Raw genomic sequence first — 19,544 nt, 5'->3', positions numbered from 1 at the left:
AGGCGCTGCGCGCCTTCCCCCCTGGGGGGGGACGCCACCGGCGGACTGGCGCAGCCAGATCCACGGTGGCACTGGCTTGGGGGCGTGCCCTCGCATTGGCACTGCTGTTGCTGTCGACAGGCGGCAGTTGGGCCTCCGACGCGGCAGAACTGGCGCGGGGCAAGGAGCTGTTCACCACGATCCAGCCGGCCTGCGCCGTGTGCCACACGCTGCAGGCGGCCGGTGCCGAAGGCCAGGTGGGCCCGGTGCTCGATGAGCTCAAGCCCGATGCACCGCGCGTGCTGCGGGCGCTCAAGGCGGGCATCGGTGTCATGCCCTCGTATGCCGAACGCATGAGCGAGAAGGACATGCAGGCCGTGGCGAGCTTTGTGGCGCATGCCACGGGGGCTGCCAAGTAGGCCTCCCCCGGGGTCTGGGGTCTTGCTCAGGCCGTGGTTCTCGACGGCAGCAGCGCCGCCGGACGGCCCGAGCGCTCCAGCCCCTGGAAATCGAAGTCCACCTGCGGCACCCGCCCGCTCACGATGTCGGCCAGCGCCTGGCCCGAGCCGCAGGCGTGCGTCCAGCCCAGCGTGCCGTGGCCGGTGTTGAGGAACAGGTTGGCGAGCTTCGTCTTGCCGATCAGCGGCACATTGCTGGGCGTGGCGGGGCGCAGGCCCGTCCAGAACTGGGCCTGGCTGGCGTCGCCCGCACCCGGGAAGAGCTGCTCCACGCGGCGCACGATGGCGTCGCAGCGCACCTGGTTCAGGTGGCGGTCGTAGCCGTTCAACTCCGCCGTGCCGGCGATGCGCAGGCGGTCGCCCTGCGCGCTGGTGTAGCGCGAGAACACGAGCTTGAACTCGTCGTCCGTCAGGCTCACCTGGTGGGCCCGGGCCGCGTCCTTGACCGGCATGGTCACCGAATAGCCCTTGGCCGGGTAGATCGGCAGGCGAATGCCCAGCGGCTGCGTCAGCAGCGGGCTGAACGAGCCCATGGCCAGCACGAAGGCATCGCCCTGCACGCGCTCGAAGCGGCCCTCGGGCGTGGTCACCTCCACATGGTCGATGCGCCCACCTGCCTCGCGCAGCGCGGTGATGTGGTGGCCCAGCCGAAACTGCACGCCCGCCGTCTCGCAGAGGGCGGCCAGCACGCGCGTGAACTGGTTCGCATCGCCCGATTCGTCTTCGGCGGTGAAGGTGGCGCCCGCCAGCTGTGGGCGGATGTGGGCGAGGGCCGGCTCGATGCGCACGGCCTCGTCGGCGCTGATGACCTGGCGCTCGCAGCCCAGGGCGCGCATCTGCTCGGCCGGTTCCAGGGCGCCGTCGAATTCCTTGGCGTTGGTGTAGAAATGCAGGATGCCCTGCGTGCGCTGGTCGTACTGGAGTCCGGTGGCAGCGCGCAGTTGCTGCAGCACGCTGCGGCTGTAGGTGCCCAGGCTCACGATCTGCTCGATGTTGTGGCGCGTGCGCGCCGGCGTGCAGTTGCGCAGAAAGGCCAGGCCCCAGAGCCACTGGCGCATGTCGGCGCGCAGGCGGAACAATAGCGGCGCGTCTTCCTGGCCCAGCCACTGCAGCACCTTGAGCGGTGCGCTCGGGTTGGCCCAGGGCTCGGCGTGGCTCACCGAGATCTGCCCGCCGTTGGCAAAGCTGGTTTCGGCGCCGGGCGCGCCCTGGCGGTCGATGACGGTCACGTCGTGGCCGAGTTGCGAGAGGAAATAAGCCGAAGTCACGCCGAGCAAGCCGGCGCCCAGAACAATCACGCGCATGGTTCAGAACCTTTTGACGGTCTACCGCCCGGCAGACGTGCGCTGACAGCTATGTTTTCAATAGCAAGCAGCTGGCGCGCGTTTGCCAGGCTGCCGCTCCCCCTGTCCTTGGTACCTGAGAGATTCACCGCCGCGCCCACATGGCGTGCGGTTTGCTCCTTCGGTGCGCCACGTGGCGTGGCGGCTCTCCAGACGGCTTTGATGAATGGGCAGTACGGGACCTGAGCGTGTATGGGAGTTTGCGCCTTCGGTGCAGCAGCGGGTGGTGCCCGCCGTGCTCTCCTGCTGGGCGGATTCTAGGCGCGGCCCCGCGCCCGTGGCCGCGCCGCAGTCGCTAATGCACCGCAACGTTTGCTGATGCAGCGCGTAGCGGCAGCCGGCCTGTGGCGGTTCAGGCGCTCTGCGGAAAGACGGCTTGGCCCAGGTTGAGCATGAGCCGGTTGGCCCAGGCGAACAGTGCGCTGGCGTGGAGAGCGTCGAGGATTTCCAGGTCCGACAAACCGGCGGCGCGCAGCGGCTGCAGGTGTTGTGCTCCGAAGCTGCCGGGGCTGCGCGTGAGCGCCAGGGCGGCCTGCACGATGGCGCGCTCGCGGGCGTTGGTGCCGGCCTGGTCGGGGTCGGCAAAGATCTGCGCCATCACATCGTTGCGCCGCGCCAGTTGCTCGAAGCGCTGGGCATGCACCGAGGCGCAGTACACGCAGCCGTTGGCGCGCGACACCGCCGTGCTGGCCACCTCGCGCTCGGCGCGGGAGAGGCCGCCGGGCGCGTACATGATGGCGTTGAAGGCCTGCGAGCGCTCCGACAGCACACGGGCGTGGTGCACCAGCAGCAGGTAGAAGTCCGAGCTGCGCGCCTTGGGGTGGCTCAGGTCCAGCACGGCCTGCTGTTCCGGCGTGGCCGTGGCGGGGTCCACCACGGGCAGCCAGGCGGTCCAGCCCAGCGTCTCGCTGGTGTAGCCGTTCAGCCGCAGCGGCTCGCCGGGGGCGGGCAGGTTGGCGGGGTGCACGAAAGGGGCAGAGTCAGTTGCTGCGGCTGCGGCTGCTGCAGGCGCTGCAGGCGCATCGCCTTCGCCGCCCAGCGCGTCCAATGCCGCCACGCCGGCCACCAGCCGCAACTGGTAGGTCACGAAACCGATGAGCTGCGCCAGCAGCACCGTGTCCGGCACCGACAGGCCGGCGGCAGGCAGGGCCAGCAGGGCGGCACGGTCGCTGCGGTCCGGGTGGGTGGCGAGGGTGCGGGTGAACTGCGCCACGGCCTGCAGGCGCGCATCGGTGGGCGCGCTGCCGGGGTGCTGCAGCAGCGCTTGCAGCGGTTGCGAGAGCACGGTGTGGGCGGCGCTGCGCAGCAACTGATCGCGGTAGTGCGCTGCCAGCTGCGGCAGGCCGCTGGCATCGGCGATGTCGCTGGCCACCCACAGGCGCTCGGTGTGGGTCAGGGTGCCGGGCAGCTCGGGGCTGAACAGGGCTTCGTAGCAGCCCTGCGTGGCCACGGCCACCTTGTCGCGCGCGTGGCGCGTGGCGAATGCGGGCCGCTCGGGCGTGAGGCCGAGCAAGGTGTCGATGGTGTCGGGTGTGGAGGCGGTCATGAAGGTGATGTCCAGAAGAGGGGGCCGCGCGCAGGCGGCCCGGGTGCGTCAGGCTCGGTCGGGGTGGTGCGCGGGCCCGGGGGCTGGCTGCTCGACGCGTTGCGCGGTGTCGGCCACCGTCCATTCGTCGCCCACCAGTTCGGGCTCGGCATAGGCCTGTAGGTTGGCGAAGTGCTGCTCGATGTCTTCGCGGTAGAACAGGCTGGCCAGGCCCTGCGCCAGGCGCCGCGCGCCGTCGCTGATGGCCGGTATGTCGCCCGACACAGTGCCGTGCGACAGCGCCGCCGGGTAGCAGAAGCAGTGGATGCGATCCAGCCCCGGGCAACCGCCGGGCTCTTTTTCCTGGAACTCGAACACCGGGCCGAGGTCGGGCGAGTCAGCCAGCTCCTGGTCTTCGTCGCCCGGTGGTGGCTGGTAGCGGTGACCCCAGGCACGCACGTGGGGCGCAATGTGCGCGAACTCGGGCTTTTGCAGCCAGTCGATGGCAAAGCCGGTGGAGACGATGAGGAAGTCGAGCACGAAGGTGCCCCGGGGCGTGGCCACGCGCAGGGTGCTGCCCTGCTGCTCCACACGCTCTACCGGGCAACCGAGGTGAAAGTGCGCGTTGGGGTGGCGCGATACGCGCAGCGTGCTGCCGTGCGGCGGCGGCACCTGCTGCACGTTGATGTAGTGGCGCAGGCGCCATTTCCAGGCATCCGGCAGGTCGTAGTGGCCGTGGGTGAGGCCCGGCACGCCCGAGCCCTTGGACTTGTTGATGCGGGGCAGATCGGTGCGGCGCACCAGCAGGTCGACGCTGGCGGCGCCACTCTCGAGTGCCGTGGCCGCGCTGTCCATGGCGGATGAACCCGCGCCCACCACGCCCACGCGCAGGCCGCGCAGCGTGGCGTAGTCGAGCACGTCCGACGAATGCGCCCAGCGGCTGCGGTCCACTGCCTGCATGAAGGCCGGAATCTGCGGGCCACCCAGGCCGTCGCGGCCGGTAGCCAGCACGACGCGGCGCGCCAGCCAGGTGCGGGGGCCGCCGGGGCTTTGCACGTCCACCTCCACCAGCGCATCGGCCCGCGGGCGCAGGGCGGTGACGGCATGCCCGTTGCGCACGTCGGCCCCGGTCACGCGGCGGTACCAGCGCAGGTAGTCCATCCACTGCAGGCGCGGAATCTTGTCGAGTGCAGCCCAGGCGGTACGCCCCCATTGCGCTTCAAACCAGGCACGAAAGGTCAGGCTGGGCAGGCCCAGTGCAGGGCCGGTGAGCTCCTTGGGCGAGCGCAGGGTTTCCATGCGCGCTGTGGTGGCCCAGGGACCTTCATGGTCGCGCGGCGCGCGGTCGAGCAGCACGGCGCGTATGCCCAGTTGCGCCAGCGCTGCAGAGGCCGCCAGGCCCGCCTGGCCCGCGCCGATGATGAGCACGTCGACCACGGCATGGCCCGCGTGGGTGCGCGGCGGCACCCAGCTGCGTGCCGGCCAGCCCAGCATGGACAGGTCGTCCTTCAGGCGCTGCTCCAGCGCAGCCAGGCCGGTGCTGGCTGGGGAGGGGTGGTTGGTTTCTTCGTTCAGTGGCATGGGGTCGGAGGTTTCCCCCGCGGCAATGGTGCCGCGGTGCGAAGCCAGCAGTTCAGTCGATGCTGATTTTCGCGTCCTTCACCACCTGCGCCCACTTGTTGCGGTCGGTGTGCACCGTCTGGCGGAACTGCTCGGGCGTTTCGATGCGCACGGTGTTGCCGTTGGCCTCGAAGCGGGCGCGCACGTCGGGCAGCTCCAGCACCTCACGCACAGCGGCGTTGAGCTTCTTCACGATGGCCGCATCCGTGCCCTTGGGCGCAAAGATGCCAAACCAGATCGAGCTGTCGAATCCCTTGGTGCCCGGCAGCCCGCTTGAAGCGATGGTCGGCACCTCTTTCACGGCGTTGACCGGCTTGGCGGTGGTCACACCCAGCAGGCGCACCTTGTCGGCCTTGTAGTGCGGCAGCACCGTCTGCACCTGGTTCATGATGCAGCAGGTCTCGCCCCGCACCACCGACGCAATGGCTTCCGGACCGCCCTTGTAGGGCACGTGCACCATGTTAAGGCCCAGGCGGGCGTTGAATTCGGCAAACGCCATGTGCGTGCCCGCGCCGTTGCCGGTGGACGCGAAGTTGTACTTGCCCGGGTTGGCCTTGACCAGATCCACGAACTCCTTGAGCGTTTTCACGTCGATGACGGTCGGGTTGATGGTCAGCACGTTCGACACGTCGATCAGCGGCGCGACGGGCACGAAGTCCTCTTCCACATCGAACGGCAGCTTCTTGTACAGCGCGGCGTTGCTGCCGTGCGTTGCGGCGGTACCGAAAGCAAAGGTGTAGCCGTCCGGCTTGGCGCGGGCGACATATTCGCTGGCGATGTTGCCGGCCGCGCCGGACTTGTAGTCGATGATGACCGGCTGGCCCAGGCGCTGGGCCAGGGGCTCCTGCACGGCGCGGGCGATCACGTCCACGCCCGAACCGGCCGGGAAGCCGAGGATCAGCGTGATAGGTTGTTGGGGCCAGGTGGCGGGACCGGCGGCGTGGGCGCCCGTGGCGCAAAGCCACGAGGCGCAGGCCAGTGCGACAGCTGGAATCCAGCGGGAAAAGGACAGGGCGCGCATGGGAAATCCTTGGGTGTGGTCTGCAGGGATGCCCTATTGTGGGAAACCCCACATGCGCGGTGCCGTATATGCATATGGCGGCTTTGACTTTGGCCTCGACGGCGGGGCAGCCGCATGCCCTCTCGATGACACGGCATGGCGTGCAGTGCCGCCATGCCGGGGCCGTCGATCGATGGGCGTAGGCGGGCGCGCCCACCGTTGGGGACGGTCAGTTGCGGCGCGGGTTGTCAGGCTGCTGGTCGCGCCGGTTGGGCACGCCGTCGCCATCGCGGTCGCGGTCGTGGCGGTTGACGACGCCGTCGCCATCACGGTCCCAGCCGCCGCGCTGGAATTCCCAGCGGCCATTGCGTTCGGCCCAGTGCGGCTGGCGATATTGATAGCCGGCGCGGGCCTGCACCCAATGGCCGCGCACCCACTGATAGCGGTTCCCACGCCATTCCCAATGGCCTTCTTCCCAGACCTGGCCACGGCGTGCGCGGGGAACGGGCTCATGGCGTGGGGGCGGTGGCGCGGGGATGACCTGATAGGCCTGGGTCTGGTGGATTCCGCGGTCCGAAGGCACCACCACAATGCCCGGCTGCGCGGCGTGTGCGGCAGCGAAGGGCAGCAGCGTTGCCAAGGCGAGCGAAGCGGCGGTCAAGGTGAGACGATGGTTGTTCATTTTTTTCTCCTGTTGTGCTGGCGTGCCTGCCGCAGTGCTGTGGCAGACCGACCGGCGCGTTCAGTGGTCGGAACGTCGCCGGGTGGCTGGTCAGGGCTGGGCGGTATCGCCGGGCCCTGACCGGGGATGGCGGTCAGTTGCGGTACGGGTTGTCCGGACGGCGGTCATGGCGGTTGGGTACACCGTCGCCGTCGCGGTCCCAGCCGCCGCGGCGCATTTCCCAGCGCCCGTCGCGCTCCACCCAGCGGGGTTCGCGGTACGCGTATCCAGGGCGGGCCTTTACCCAGTAACCCTGCATCCACACGTGGCGGTTGCCGCGCCATTCCCAGTGGCCGGGAACCCAGGCCATGCCTCGGCGTGGGTGGGGCACGGCTTCATAGCGGGGTGGAGGGGGCGGGCCGTACTGGACCCGCACGGGCGCAGCCGTGTGGTACTGGTACTGCGGCTGTCCCGACTGGATGACAACGGTGGCGCTGGTCTGTGCCTGCGCTACCGTAGCGGCGCCCAGCGACAGCAGGGCGATGGAAACAGCGGCGAGTGCATTGCGAGCCATGATGGATCTCCTGGAAAAGGCTCCTTGCGGAACCGGAGACTTCATGGTGCTCGTCCTGCGTCAAGCGGGTGTAGGCGGTTTGCTAAGTATTGTGAACGGGTGTTTCGACGGGACGAACCGCCTGCGCGGGCTTTGTGATGGCCCTTGAAAATACCCGGAAAAATCGGTCCTGGGGCTCTTGATGCCTCTGTAGGTAGCTATCACAAATATAGCAATTTGCCTCAAAGCCTCCAGTGGTGGACATGCGCAGGCCGTTCATTGCGCTGCAGGATGGATTTCACGTCGGCCACCACGATGGGCTGATCTGCCCGTGCCAACTGGTGAACCAGTTGCCAGCCCTGCTGGCGAAACGGCGCGTGGGGCACTGCCAGCATGATCGCGTCGGCGCGTATGGCCCTGGATGGTTCCGTGATGAACAGGGCTTCCTCGCGTTGCAGCGCGTCGGCGTCGGCCAGGGGGTCGATGAGCTGGACGGTGATCCCAAGCGTTGACAGCTGGCGGTGAATGGCGACCACGCCAGAGTTGCGCACGTCGCGCACATCCTCCTTGAAGGTAGCGCCCAGGATGGTGACCACGGTGTCGGGCCTCAGCAGCCCGTGCCGCACCAGGCGATGCAGCAGCTGCTCGGTCACGAAGGAGGCCATGCTCTCGTTGAGCTTGCGTGCCGACAGGATCACGTCCGCGACGATGCCCTGGGATGCGGCCTTGTGGCTCAGGTAGTAAGGGTCCACCGAAATACAGTGGCCGCCCACCAGGCCGGGGCGGAAGTCCATGAAGTTCCACTTGCTGCGTGCCGCATCGATGACGTCGCAGGTGTCGATGCCCAGCCGGCAAAAGATCTGGCTCAGTTCATTCATCAGCGCTATGTTCACGTCGCGCTGCGTGTTCTCGAGCACCTTGGCCGCTTCGGCCACCTTGATACCCTGTGCGGGGTACACCTGCGTGATGCGCCCGTAGATGGCGGCCAGTGCGTCGCGCACTTTGGGCGTGTCGCCGGCCACGATCTTGGTCGTGGTGGTCAGCGTGTGCACGCGGTCTCCCGGGTTGATGCGTTCGGGCGAGTAGCCCACATGGAAGTCACCTGGGTAGCGCAGCCCGGAAGTGCGGGCCAGCAGCGGGGCGCAGATGTCTTCCGTCACGCCAGGGTAGACCGTGCTCTCGTACACCACGGTGGCGCCCCTGCGCATCCACTGCCCGATGGTCTGCGTCGCCGAGCGAACGGCGCCCAGGTCGGGCACGCGGAATTCGTCGATGGGCGTGGGCACGGTGACGATGATCACGTCGGCCTGGCCGATGCAGTCGGGCTGCGCCGTCCACCGCGCCGTGGTGTGGGCCAGGAGGTCGGGTGCGATCTCGTTCGTGCGATCGTTGCCAGCCTGCAATTGGGCCACGCGTTCGGGGTCCACGTCATAGCCGGTGACCGCGAAGTGCGCGGCGAGCGCCACTGCAAGCGGAGCGCCCACATAGCCCAGGCCCACAATGGCGATGCGGCTCATGGCTGGCCGCCGTTGAGTCCCAGCCAGGACTGCAGGTAGCTCTGGCGCGCTTCCGTGTCTGCCAGTTCGGCGTCGGTGGCCAGGATTTCGGTGCGCAGGTTGCGTGCCAGGCGTGCGGCGGCTGCCGTGTCGCTGCCCTGCAGGGTGTCGAGCGTCTCGCGCAGCACGCGGCGCCGCTCCAGCAGCCCGGTACGCACCATCTCACCGGCCGCGTGCGCGCCTGCCACGGCGTCGCGGGTTCGCTGGAGCTTGTACAACGGGCCCTCCTGCTGGTCTGCCAGCCAGCGTGCGGCCAACGCGCCCGTCTCCTGCGCGGCACTGCGCGATGCGCCTTCACCAAAGCTGCGTGAGAGCGCCACGCTGGCAAAGGCAGACTGCCCGCCGTCGGAAAGTCCCCGCCGCATGCCCACCGCGACACTCACGTCCCATCCCGACTCGGCCTGCAGCAGCGCGCCCAGTTCCGTCACACGGGCCTGGTCGGTGATGGCGCGCTCGGCGTCAGGCAGCAGCGGCGCTTCTTCGATGGGCGCGTGCGCGGCCAGATAGTTCAAGCGCTGCGCGGCGCGGGCGCGTTTTTCCTGGAGACGGTCGCGTGCTTCGAAGGCGCTGCGTACATCGAGCAAGGTAGCCTGGCTGCGCGCGAGCAGCAGGCGCTCCTGGCGCAGGTGCGCATCGGCGGCGGCCAGTGCGGTCTCCAGAGCCGCGGTCAGAGCGACCAGGCCGCGCTGCTCGGTCACCACCTCCACGCTGGCCAGTCGCAGGCCCAGGCGCTGCTGCGAGCGGTAGGCTGCGCACTGGGCTTCGGCCAACTCAGTGGCCAGGCGGCCCTGGCGGTCGCGCGAGAAGCTCTTGCGCACACCGACCACCACGCTGCGCTTGTCGGTTGCGGGGTCACCCAGGCTGGCAAAGGCCTCAGGGGCGGACAGCGTGGCGGCCTGCACGCGACCCAGCGCGGTGGCCAGCGCGCAGTAGCTTTCAGCTTCGCCAGCAGCGCTGAGCAGGGGCAGCAACGCAAGGCTGCACAACAGGAGAGGGGAACGCATGGTGGCCTTTCAGAACAACATAGGAGCGCGACCAATGAACAGCACGCGGGATTTGGCTGCCTGGGGGGCAGCGAGGTCGAGTTCGACGAGGAAGCCCCGTGTCTCGAGCTTGAAAAGCGGGTGCTGCGCGCGCTCCTCGTCACGGTGCACGCGCGTCACGGTGCCGACGCGGCTGCACAGGAGCACCTGCAGGATGCAGTCGAAGACGGGCTGGCCCGGTTGGGCCACGGCCTCGTTGTCGTACGGCACGAAGGCGAAGAACAGAGGCTCGTCCGCCTGCGTGACGCGAAAGTACGGGCTGTCGGACAGCGTCGTGACGATCTGGCGCAGTTGCTGTGCCTCGCGCTGCTTGCTGGCCGTGTCCTGCATGTTCTGTTGCAGTTTCAGGCGCAGGTTGTCCAGCTGCATGCGGTAGCCTGCGGTGCGGGCGAGCACCTCCAGCGCCTGTGGCATCTGCGCGGGGCCACCGGCCAGTGTGGTGGCCGAGCGTCGCAGGTCTGACAGCTGGCGCTCCAGCGCCACCGCGGTCGCGGTGGCATCGGTGGCCGATGTCTTGTAGCCATTGATGGTGGCACGCATGCGGATTGCGTCTTCGCGCGTCATGAGCCCTGCTTGCAGGTCGCGCTCGATGGTGTCCTCGAGTGTGGAGATCTCCGACAGCACCTTGCGGGTCTTTGCGATGTCGCCCCGCTTGGCGGTGCCAATTTCCTCGACCTGGTGCGAGAGCTGCAGATCGGCCCGCTGCTGTTGTGACGCGGCGCGCTCGGCGCTGGCCACGAGCTGTTCGAACACGCGCGATTGCTCGCGCAATGCCTCGGATTCGCGCGACAGGGCCTTCCATGCGCTGTCGAGCCCGTCGGCTGCCTGGCGGGTGCGGAACACCTCGGCGGTGAGGCGCAGGATTTTCTCGTTGGTCCGCGAGATGACGACCGGCGCGGCCCAGCTCTCGTTGACGGTGTAGAACAGGGTGAGCGCTGCGTAGGCCAAAGCGGTGGACAGCACGGCGCCCAGTACCACGATGGCGAGGTAGCGGTAGGCCGTGACGATGATCTTCTGCGTGCGGGTCATGCCTGCTGCTCCGGGAATGGGGGTGGGGTGACAGGTGCGCAGGCGTGGGCGGGTGGCGAGGTGGGCTCAGGCTGGATGGCCGGCTTTTCGCGAGTGCCCCAGGTGCCCACGTCGAAGGTGAACAGGGCCACGAGCGTGATCAACAGCGCGTCCACGAAGAACCAGGCGCCCGAGACAGCCGCCAGCACCGGGGCGCGGATGCGGATGGAGCCCGGCGCGAGCCTGTGGCATGTGAGGTTGTAGAGCAGTGCAGCAGCCACGAAGAGCCCCGAGAACGTCAGGATGGCTGCGATCAGAGCGGTGGCAGCCTGAGATATGCCGTTGGCGAGCAAGGTGGCGATCAGCAGGAACGACCAGATGGCCGTGAAGGTCTCGGGCACCAGGGCCGCCAGCAGCGGCAGCATGCCGATCAGGCGCAGGTGCTCTGGCATGCGGCGCCAGGTCCAGAACAGGTCACGCAGTCCTGAGCGGCGCCAGCGCACCTGCTGCGAGAAGAACTGCGCAAGCTGTGTGGGAGCCGCCGTCCAGCACGTGGCGTGCGGGTTCACGATGGTCTTCCATCCGCGCATCATGATGGCGTGGGTCATGTAGCGGTCTTCGCCGTCGCGAACGCCCAGTCCGAACCAGTTGCGGCCCTTGACCTCGGCCTCGACCTGTTCGAACAGCGGGCGGCGCACCGCGAACAGGCAGCCGCTGATGCAGAACACATGGCCCGACAGGTTCTGCGGCATCTTGCCGAACTGGAAGCTCATGTAATAGACCATGGTCTGGCCTATCGTGAGGACGTTGTCGTTCACGTTCGTGATGCCGATGTTGCCCCCCACCGCGCCCACCTGCGGATCGGCAAAGCAGGCCACGAGTTCGCGCACGGCCTGTCGGTCAAAAATGCAGTCACTGTCGATGCAGATCAGCACGTCCCCGCACGACTGGCCGAGCGCGTGCGACAGCGACACATGCTTGCCGCTGTTGACCGCGTTGCGGTGAATGCGCACATGCTGCGGCCAGCGCTGCGCAGCCACCTGCAGCCAGTGCCATGAGTCGTCGGCGCTGCAGTCGTCCACCGCGACGATTTCCAGACGCGCCGCAGGCCAGTCGCAGTCCAGGATGCTGTCGATGGTGGCCAGCACATGCTCGCCCTCGTTGTAGACGGGCAGCAGCACGCTCACCATCGGTTGGTAGCCGTAGTCACGCACAGGGTTGCCCGCACGCGTGGCCAGGCGAACCAGCAGCCCGCCGCCGAACTGCAGCAACACCATGATGATCGGAAAGTAGAACCAGAAGTGAAAGACGCCCTCAAGCATGGCCAGGCCCGGGCATGAAGGGGTGGGTACGAGGGCCGATGGAATCGGCGCGGGGCGAGGATGGCAGTGGCCGGTGGGAAGGAGCAGGTTGGTCTGTTGCGGCGGGAGGCTGTGCGTGCAGGCTTGGAAGGCGGGTCATTTTTCAGTGGCGCTTCGGTCTGTGCCGGGCTGGCAGGGGCTTTGCAATGGATCGGTGGAGGCGGCGCGCTCGCCGCGCCGGGGCGTGTACAGGCCCGGGGTGTGAGGGGCGTTCTTCGCGGTGAAGCCTTCTGCCGGTGCTCCGGTGGTTTTGCCGACGGCTGCGCAACGCGCTGGCGGAAGGGCTCGGTGGTACAGCTTTGGGCACGCAAAGCGCCCACGCAGCGGTGGACAGACCGACCGAGCAGGCAGCCCTGGCGACCGAGGGAACGCACGGATACTCAGCGCTTCGATGTCGAGAAGGGTTTCGTTCAGTTTCATTCCTAAGGCGGGAAGTGGACGTTCGCGCCTGCAGATCCAACTGAATCAATGAGAGAGACCGCGCTTCAAGGAGTCCATCCGAAACGCGTTGACTGTCTTCCGCGGGGGGCCGGCGCCGCGGACAGATTGTCTTGGCCGATGATGTTTTGAATGTGCCGAAACAAAGCCGCCGGCACAGCAATATGCCGTTTTGGGAAAGATATCGGTCGAATACGGCGAGTCATGCCGAGGGGATCAGGCCCTCAGCGATGAGCACGTTGCGCACGGCCCAGGCCGGATATGGTGGGTGCCCGTGGAACGGTGCTTTGTGCTGCAGTGGGCAGCATCAAAGGCAGTCAGCCTTCAGGCCGCGCTGTGCAACAAGGAGTGGTCAGCGCCACCACACCAGTGCGGCCACGGCCATCAGCGGTATCCATGCGGGATGTCTGCCCCGGGTGGCGAAGAACACCAGCAGGCCACTGGCCAGCGTGGCCATGCCTGCAGTGTCCGCGATCCAGGCGGCCAGGGCTGTGTCTGTCCAGGGTATGGTGCCCAGTCGCCACAGCACCGCACTCAGGGCCAGGCCCAGCACACTGACCAGATGCCAGCTGCCCCAGAGAATGCGCACATGGGCCTCGCGCAGCACCGGCCGGCCCGCAGTGGGCACCACGCCATGCGTCCGCAGGCTGCGAAACACCAGGATTTCGCCCAACACGGAATGGGCCAGGGCAACGGCGGCCAGCATGGCAGAAGCGATCATGAAAAGCGGGTTCATGGTGTGGCCTTTGGTGAAGGGTGTGGATCAGGTGCCGAAGGCGGCAATCGACGCTGCAGGCTCAGTGCCAGCGCGGGCGGCATCACAAGCCAGAAGCCGGAGGCGGGCATCAGCACGATGCCCAGAAGCGTCAACACGAGCAGACCCCAGCCCAGCGGCCGCAGCGTCGCAGGCGTGGCCGACGCCTGGCGCTCCAGTTGCAGCACGGCCCATCCCAGCAGTGCAAACACTGCGCCGAACAGCACGAACCACACGACAGCGCCGCGCATCGGGTCTAGCCCCACGCTGTCGAACACGCCGCGCCGCAGCATCTCGCGCAGCGGTTCGGTGAAGGCGAGCAGCGCATAAGCCGTGTGCACGGCAGCGACGGACATCAGCCACAGGCCCTTCCAGCGGCGAAACGGATGGGACCTGGGCCCATCAGCGGGCGGATGTCGCATGGGTATGGCCTGTGGCGAGGGGGTGGCGATGCACCCAGGGATTGGTGGTGCGCACCTGCGCACCCAGGCGGGTGAGCAGATGCATCAACCCGAGCCACATGCGCTCGAAAGATGGCATCTCGGGTGGCACGCCCGCCATGTGGCGGCCCAGCACGCGCTGCTGGTCTGCGTCGGGCAAGGGCGGGGGCTTTTTCGCGGCGAAGTCGAACACTTCCGCCGTGAGAGGTTCGAGCTGCCAGTCCTGCATGGCCGAGAGCAGCGGCAGGGTGGCGCTGAACTCCTCTGCCCCCAGGTCCGGACCGACGAGACCGAGTGATTGGTACGCCTGCATCACCTGCAGGTCTCGCGCGGGGCTGGCAGGCTGCAGCAGCGCCGTCCAGGCCTGCGCCACGCAGGCGCGAAAGTGGGGGGACAGCGCCCGCGTGCAGCCGAAGTCCAGCACGCCCAGGTGGCAGTCGCCATCGCCCACCGGCCGGAAGAGGAAGTTGCCAGGGTGCGGGTCGGCATGCACGCGGCCCAGCGCAAAGATGCAGTGCAGGTACCAATCCCACAGCCGCTGGCCGGCCTGGTTGCGCTGCGCCTGCGTGGGGCCGGTGGCAAGCCAGGCGTCCAGGTGCAGGCCTTCGAGATGTTGCTGCGTGAGCACCTGGGCGCGCGTGTGTGATGCGATGGGTTGCGCCATGGCCACACCGGGCCAGGCGGCATGCTGGGCGAACCAGGCCAGCTCCTCGGCCTCCTGCAGGTAGTCCACCTCGCGCAGCAGCGTGGCTTCGATCTCGTCCATCACGCTGTCGACAATGGCGGCCGACGGCAGGGGCATGCCGGTGTGCGCCAGCGCCTTGAGCGCGGCGCGCATCAGTTGCATGTCGCTGGCAATGGTGGAGGCAATGCCCGGGTACTGCACCTTCACCGCCACCGTGCCGTGGCCCGCGAGTTCGGCGCGGTGCACCTGGCCCAGGCTGGCGGCTGCGAAGGCTGTGGGCTCGAATCGGCTGAACAGCGCCTCGGGTTCGTGTCCGAACGCCTGGCGGAACACACGGCCCACGAGCGCACGGTTGAGCGGCAGCGCCTGGTGCTGGCCGCGCGCGAGTTCTCTTCGAATGCCCTCGGGCAGCAGGCTGGGGTGCATGCTGAGCATCTGGGATACCTTGAGCGCGGTGCCGCGCAACTGGGCCAGCGCGCCGAAGAGGATGCGGCCGAGCGCGGCCTCGTGATCGGCCTGGGCCTGCTCCGACGGGGTGCGCACGCTGTGCCCGATGCGTGCCAGGCCGATGCGCGCCACCGCCACGCCGGAGATGGCGCCGCGCGCGAGGCGGCTGGTGCGGGGCGGGGTGTTGCGGGCCATGTCAGCGGTGTCCGGCCGCCACGCGCCGCAGCATGCTTCGCACGATGGCGCAGTGGAACGGCGTGATGACCGCCATGTACGCGTGTCCCAGCGTGTTGTGGATGTGCACCACGGTGCTGAGGACCAGCATGGGGTGGCCGGCCACGAGCCGCTTGCACAGCGACACCTGCACATCGAGGTGCTTGTCGTCCTGGCCCATCACCACCTCGCGCTCGCCCAGGTGGCGCAGGATGAAGATGCCCACGCGGTCGCCCGGGCGGTAGCTGGCGGCATTGCGCGGGTCCGCGACCTGGCCGTGCACATCGTGCAACTGGCCCACGTCTTTCAGGCCCACCAGCCGGACCAGCCGGTTGCGCAGCGCCATGAGTGCGCGCGTCCAGCGGGGCGTGCGCGCCACCACGTCGAGCCAGGCCTGCAGCGCGCTGGCGTCGGGGTGCGGGTCGGGTGTCTGGTACGCGTCGGCGTATTGCGCACCGGGCAGGGCGGCGTGGATCACCGTGCCCTCGGGCAGCGGCACCGCGTGCACAGTGCGCAGGGTGGTGGCGTTCATGGTGCGGCCTTGCGGGCGCGGCGGCCCGGGGCGGCGGCTACAGGGGGGGCATCTGCCCGGGGGGCTGCAGCGGGTGAGGGACCACCGGCCTTCTTGCGCGCCATGCGGGGCTTCGGCTCGGCAGCCTCCTCGGGCGGGGGCGGGGCTGCAGGGGTCGTGGGATGGGTACGGCGCACGGGCACGGAGCCCATGCCGTCCAGCGTCTGCTGCGCCGCGCGCAGCACGCCCACCAGCCCACTGCCGCGCTGCATGAAGCGCGCCATCTGGCTGCGCAGGACAAAGCCCCCCAGCTGCAGCGCGCGCCCCACCAGGCCGGTGCGCAGCGTGAGCACCAGCACGCCCAGCGACAGATCCACAAGCTGGGTGGTGTCGGCAAACCCCTCGGAATCATCGGCCAGCCAGTAGGCCACCACGCCGCCCAGGTAGTCGGCATACAGCCCGCCTGCCACGCCCTTGAAGTCGCAGGGCTCGATCTCGCCGCTGGCCTCGGCGGCTTCCAGGAAGCTCACCACCGCATCACGCAGCGCCGCGCGCGCGGGCAGCGGCTCAGCCATCAGCGCCAGGGGCGAGCGCCGGGCCACCTTGTGCATCTCGGCCACGAACTCGCGGTCGGCCAGCAGGCGCTCCAGCACGGCATCGGTCAGGCGCTGCAGCTTCTCCTGCAGGCTGTAGGTCGCAAAGCCTGGCGCCTGAAGGGTGTCGGCCAGCGATGTGTGCACCACCTCGTCCAGGTAGCCCAGCACGATGCGGTCCTTGGTGGGGAAGTACTTGTAGATCGTGGCGTCGCCGATGCCGGCGGCGCGGGCGATGTCCTTCATCGTCGTGCCGTCGAAGCCCTGGCGGGTCATCAGATCCACCGCGCTGGCCACGATCTGGCGGCGGGTGGCGTCTTGCTGTTGGCGGGTGGTTTTCAATTTACTATCTTTAAATTGGTTAAATTTCTAATTTAAAGGATAGTTAATTTACTTTGTGGCGTCAACAAGGATGTGCAGGCTCGGCGTGCGCCCCGCTGCGCGGCAGGGCTTCACGCGGGGGGGCCGGGCTCAGTCCTCGGGCACGAAGATCTGCTCGATGGACCGCTGCAGCACCTGGGCGATCCTGAAAGCCAGGGGCAGGCTGGGGTCGTACTTGCCCGCTTCGATGGAGTGCACCGTCTGGCGGCTCACGCCCAGCGCGTCGGCCAGCGCCTGCTGGGTCATGCCGCGGTCCTGCCGCAGGGCTTTGAGATGGTTGCGCATGGGAAGGCCTTACGTGGGTGCGAGGCCATCAGCCATGAGCTGCTCCACGTGCTCGCCGAGTGTGTCGATCGCGGGTCGGTACGCCACCCCGAGTTCGGTGCGGCTGCGCTTGGTGTCGAACTGCAACGGGTGCCCGACGTTGTGCTGCACATACCGACGCGCCATGCCGGCTGCGGGCGCGATCAGCCACATCAGCCACTTGGGCACTTCCTTGGTAGGCAGCCGGGCGCTGCGGGCGGGGTGGCTCTGGCGCAGGCGCTGCGCGATTTCCAGCAGGCGCAGGCTCTCGCCCACGACGATGTAGCGTCCTGAAGCGCCGGGCAGCAGCGCGGCGCTGACGTGGGCCTGCGCGACGTCGCGCACGTCGACCGTGCCCAGCCACAGCTGTGGCACGCCCTGGCGGAAGGAGCCGTTCAGAAACTGGCGCAGCAGCTGCACGCTGGTGGCATCGTCGCGCTGCGACAGCGACGGCCCGAAGATGGCGCCCGGGTGCACGCTCACCATCGACCAGCGGTTCTGGCGCCCCTGCATGTCCCAGGCCAGTGCCTCGGCGCGGGTCTTGGACAGTGCGTATGCATTGCTCTGTGCGGTGGACGTGCGGTTGACGTCCGTTTCGGCCAGCGCCTGCCCGGGCCGTGCGTGCAGCTCGTCGCTGTCCCCGTACATCGCCACGATGCTGCTAGTGACGACCACGCGCTGCACGCTGGCCGCGCCGTTGACGGCCTCCAGCACATGGCGGGTGCCCACCACGGCGGGTGCGATCAGCTCGCGCTCTGGGTCGGCCGAGGTGCCCAGCCGGTAGGGCGAGGCGGTGTGCACCACGGCGCTACAGCCTTCGAAGGCCTTGTCGAACCCCTGGGCTTTCAGCAGATCGGCCTCGAAGAGTACGAGCCGGCCGGGGTGCTCCGCCGACAGCCGTTGCAGGTGCGCCAGCTTGCGGCCGTCCTGCAGGCTGCGCACCGTGCCGTGCACGGTATGGCCTTGTTCGAGCAGCAGCTTCACCACCCACGATGCGAGATACCCGGCTGCGCCGGTCACGGCAACGCGCGCCATGTTCAGTTCACCCGGTGGTGGGTGATGCACAGCCCCAGGCCCCACGCGGCGACAAGCCCTGCAGCAACTGCCAGCGGATGCACCGACGGTGCCAGGCCCAGGGCCTGCAGCGCCGACACCACGAGCAAACTGGCCAGCACCAGCCCCACCGCCCACTGGCATGCGCGGCCATGCATCTGCCGCTGCAGCTCATCGAGCCGCCGGTATCTGCGCCACCCCAGCCATGCGAGCAGCGCACACGCCCCCGCCAGCAACCCCGCCGCCCAACGCACGGATGTGCCCGGCAGATGCGCCAGCTCCAGGCTGGCCAAGCCCAGCAGAATGATCACCAGCAGCCCCGCCAGCACCTTGGCCAGGTAGCTGATCTGCTCCACGGGAGAAGAAAGTTCGTCCATGCGCACCCCTGAAAGTAAAGTTTGCTTGACAAAATTCTCGTGCAGAGCGTTTCTCGATGTCAAGCTTCTTTTACTTTTGCCAGGAGCGTGACGAGCCAGAAATTACAGAATTTCTCAGTCATTTCGGCCCCCGGTGCGCGCTGTGTCGACGCAAGCAGCTACTAAAAATATAGCAATACCAGCCGCCACCCACCGGCTCACCAGCTCACCAGCCCACAAAACCGGCGCGCCCTCAAGCCAGTGCACCCGTGGAACCGGCTTTGCCGGGCCAGGGGGTGCGTCACCCTTCGGGGGAAGCGGCGCAGCCGCGCAGGGGGCTGGCAATCCTTCCCGTGGAACCGGCTTTGCCGGGGCAGGGGGTGCGTCCCCCTGAGGGGGAACACGCGCAGCGGCTCAGGGGGACCTCCTCATCGTGGTGAACGCCTCGAACTCCCAGCTGCGCATGGCCAGCAGCAGCGTGTAGCCCTCCAGCTCGCGGGGCGGCAGCTTCTGGTCGGCCAGATGCTGCTGTGCAAAGTCCTGGGCCACGCGCTGCATGCGTTCCATGAACGCGGGCGCCAGGCCCCGGCTGATGGTGCCGTGCACCAGCAGCACGCCTTCGCCCGGGCCGTCGAAGCCGCCCGCGAAGTAGTCGAGCAGCGCGTGCTCGCGAAAGTAGTTCATCACCGGGCCGTGGGGCCGCCAGCGGAAAGTTTTGGCGAGCTTGAGGCGGTAGCGGTTCAGGGGGCGCAGATCGATGATGCCGATACGGTCGAGCTGCGCCAGGTACTTGATGCCGTCGGCCTCGGACAGGCGGTAGGTGGTGGTCACCTGCTCCAGCGTCCACTGGCTGAGCACGCAGATCGCCATCAGCAACAGCTTCTTGTCGGCCACCACGGCGCGCTCCTGCTCCTGCGTCAGCTCCTTGAGCAGGGGCTGGTTCTCGGCCACGCGGCGCGCCAGGTCGGCAAAATCCAGCGCCAGCGCGCGGCAGATGGCGTCGATGCGCGACAGGGGCATGTCGCCCTTGGCCAGCATGCGCTTGACGCTGGACTCGGCCATGCCCAGGGCCTGCGCCAGGTCGGCGTAGGTCATCTGCGCGGTCTTGAGTTCCTTTTTCAGGGCGGTGACGAGGTCGGCAGTGGTGCTCATGCGGGGGCTCTCCTGGGTATCGATTATCAATACCCACGGTTTCCCGGGTGGCGCCTTGCGCGACTTTCGATGGGGCGATTGCAAAGCCGCTCTCCACACTGCGCTCCATCT

General features: G+C 68.2%; 20 protein-coding genes and 1 riboswitch. Of the genes, 1 reads left to right on the top strand and 19 read right to left on the bottom strand.

Features of this window, described 5'->3' with window-relative positions; translation table 11 throughout:
* The first annotated feature begins 71 nt into the window (after window positions 1-71).
* On the top strand, window positions 72-398 hold the full coding sequence (locus KW835_RS17960; RefSeq protein WP_255593639.1) for a cytochrome c: 327 nt from the start codon (window positions 72-74) through the stop codon (window positions 396-398).
* A 26-nt stretch (window positions 399-424) separates the two neighbouring features.
* Here KW835_RS17960 and KW835_RS17955 read toward each other — a convergent pair whose 3' ends face one another.
* The 19 genes from KW835_RS17955 to KW835_RS17865 all read right to left on the bottom strand — a co-directional run bounded on the left by KW835_RS17955 (window position 425) and on the right by KW835_RS17865 (window position 19,433).
* Window positions 425-1,741 (bottom strand): D-amino acid dehydrogenase, encoded by a 1,317-nt coding sequence (locus KW835_RS17955; protein ID WP_218384918.1) that lies wholly within the window; start codon window positions 1,739-1,741, stop codon window positions 425-427.
* Window positions 1,742-1,833: 92 nt separating this feature from the next.
* A riboswitch (glycine riboswitch) is annotated at window positions 1,834-1,943 on the bottom strand.
* Window positions 1,944-2,132: 189 nt separating this feature from the next.
* A complete protein-coding gene (locus KW835_RS17950) occupies window positions 2,133-3,326 on the bottom strand; it encodes a peroxidase-related enzyme (RefSeq protein ID WP_218384916.1) in 1,194 nt (397 codons plus the stop codon).
* Between the two features lie 48 nt (window positions 3,327-3,374).
* Complete coding sequence (locus tag KW835_RS17945; protein ID WP_218384915.1) at window positions 3,375-4,886, bottom strand: NAD(P)/FAD-dependent oxidoreductase; 1,512 nt, start codon at window positions 4,884-4,886, stop codon at window positions 3,375-3,377.
* A 52-nt stretch (window positions 4,887-4,938) separates the two neighbouring features.
* Window positions 4,939-5,946, bottom strand: a complete 1,008-nt coding sequence (locus KW835_RS17940; RefSeq protein WP_218384913.1) for a tripartite tricarboxylate transporter substrate binding protein — start codon at window positions 5,944-5,946, stop codon at window positions 4,939-4,941.
* A gap of 208 nt (window positions 5,947-6,154) precedes the next feature.
* Window positions 6,155-6,607, bottom strand: a complete 453-nt coding sequence (locus KW835_RS17935) for a thrombospondin type 3 repeat-containing protein (RefSeq protein ID WP_218384911.1) — start codon at window positions 6,605-6,607, stop codon at window positions 6,155-6,157.
* A gap of 133 nt (window positions 6,608-6,740) precedes the next feature.
* Window positions 6,741-7,160, bottom strand: a complete 420-nt coding sequence (locus KW835_RS17930; protein WP_218384909.1) for a YXWGXW repeat-containing protein — start codon at window positions 7,158-7,160, stop codon at window positions 6,741-6,743.
* 221 nt (window positions 7,161-7,381) lie between these two features.
* A complete protein-coding gene (locus KW835_RS17925) occupies window positions 7,382-8,656 on the bottom strand; it encodes a nucleotide sugar dehydrogenase (protein WP_218384908.1) in 1,275 nt (424 codons plus the stop codon).
* On the bottom strand, window positions 8,653-9,699 hold the full coding sequence (locus tag KW835_RS17920; protein ID WP_218384906.1) for a hypothetical protein: 1,047 nt from the start codon (window positions 9,697-9,699) through the stop codon (window positions 8,653-8,655). Before KW835_RS17920 ends, KW835_RS17925 begins: the two co-directional genes overlap by 4 nt.
* A 9-nt stretch (window positions 9,700-9,708) precedes the next feature.
* Window positions 9,709-10,767: a hypothetical protein gene (locus tag KW835_RS17915; RefSeq protein WP_218384904.1), complete on the bottom strand. Its 1,059-nt coding sequence runs from the start codon at window positions 10,765-10,767 to the stop codon at window positions 9,709-9,711.
* The gene (locus KW835_RS17910) at window positions 10,764-12,068 is read right to left on the bottom strand and encodes a glycosyltransferase family 2 protein (RefSeq protein WP_218384902.1); all 1,305 of its coding nucleotides are present in this window, start codon (window positions 12,066-12,068) and stop codon (window positions 10,764-10,766) included. Before KW835_RS17910 ends, KW835_RS17915 begins: the two co-directional genes overlap by 4 nt.
* A gap of 829 nt (window positions 12,069-12,897) precedes the next feature.
* Complete coding sequence (locus KW835_RS17905) at window positions 12,898-13,281, bottom strand: hypothetical protein (RefSeq protein WP_218384900.1); 384 nt, start codon at window positions 13,279-13,281, stop codon at window positions 12,898-12,900.
* Entirely contained in the window at window positions 13,278-13,721 is a 444-nt protein-coding gene (locus tag KW835_RS17900) for a DUF6463 family protein (protein WP_218384898.1), read from the bottom strand. Before KW835_RS17900 ends, KW835_RS17905 begins: the two co-directional genes overlap by 4 nt.
* Window positions 13,702-15,066 (bottom strand): AarF/ABC1/UbiB kinase family protein, encoded by a 1,365-nt coding sequence (locus KW835_RS17895; RefSeq protein ID WP_218384896.1) that lies wholly within the window; start codon window positions 15,064-15,066, stop codon window positions 13,702-13,704. Before KW835_RS17895 ends, KW835_RS17900 begins: the two co-directional genes overlap by 20 nt.
* A gap of 1 nt (window position 15,067) precedes the next feature.
* Window positions 15,068-15,616: a DUF2867 domain-containing protein gene (locus tag KW835_RS17890; RefSeq protein ID WP_218384894.1), complete on the bottom strand. Its 549-nt coding sequence runs from the start codon at window positions 15,614-15,616 to the stop codon at window positions 15,068-15,070.
* On the bottom strand, window positions 15,613-16,530 hold the full coding sequence (locus KW835_RS17885) for a TetR/AcrR family transcriptional regulator (protein WP_218384892.1): 918 nt from the start codon (window positions 16,528-16,530) through the stop codon (window positions 15,613-15,615). The genes KW835_RS17890 and KW835_RS17885 overlap by 4 nt, the downstream gene beginning before the upstream one ends.
* A 129-nt stretch (window positions 16,531-16,659) precedes the next feature.
* Window positions 16,660-16,854 carry a helix-turn-helix transcriptional regulator gene (locus tag KW835_RS17880; protein ID WP_218384890.1) on the bottom strand — a complete coding sequence of 65 codons (195 nt, stop codon included), beginning with the start codon at window positions 16,852-16,854 and terminating at the stop codon, window positions 16,660-16,662.
* Between the two features lie 9 nt (window positions 16,855-16,863).
* Window positions 16,864-17,907 (bottom strand): NAD-dependent epimerase/dehydratase family protein, encoded by a 1,044-nt coding sequence (locus tag KW835_RS17875; protein WP_218384888.1) that lies wholly within the window; start codon window positions 17,905-17,907, stop codon window positions 16,864-16,866.
* A gap of 2 nt (window positions 17,908-17,909) precedes the next feature.
* The gene (locus KW835_RS17870; protein WP_218384887.1) at window positions 17,910-18,302 is read right to left on the bottom strand and encodes a hypothetical protein; all 393 of its coding nucleotides are present in this window, start codon (window positions 18,300-18,302) and stop codon (window positions 17,910-17,912) included.
* A gap of 393 nt (window positions 18,303-18,695) precedes the next feature.
* Window positions 18,696-19,433 carry a helix-turn-helix transcriptional regulator gene (locus tag KW835_RS17865; RefSeq protein WP_218384885.1) on the bottom strand — a complete coding sequence of 246 codons (738 nt, stop codon included), beginning with the start codon at window positions 19,431-19,433 and terminating at the stop codon, window positions 18,696-18,698.
* Between the last annotated feature and the right edge of the window lie 111 nt (window positions 19,434-19,544).

The sequence above is a fragment of the Acidovorax sp. sic0104 genome (assembly GCF_019219095.1).
GTDB lineage: Bacteria > Pseudomonadota > Gammaproteobacteria > Burkholderiales > Burkholderiaceae_C > Acidovorax.
The sequence above is the reverse complement of the archived record's forward strand: the minus strand, read 5'-3'. Positions and strand labels throughout refer to the sequence as shown.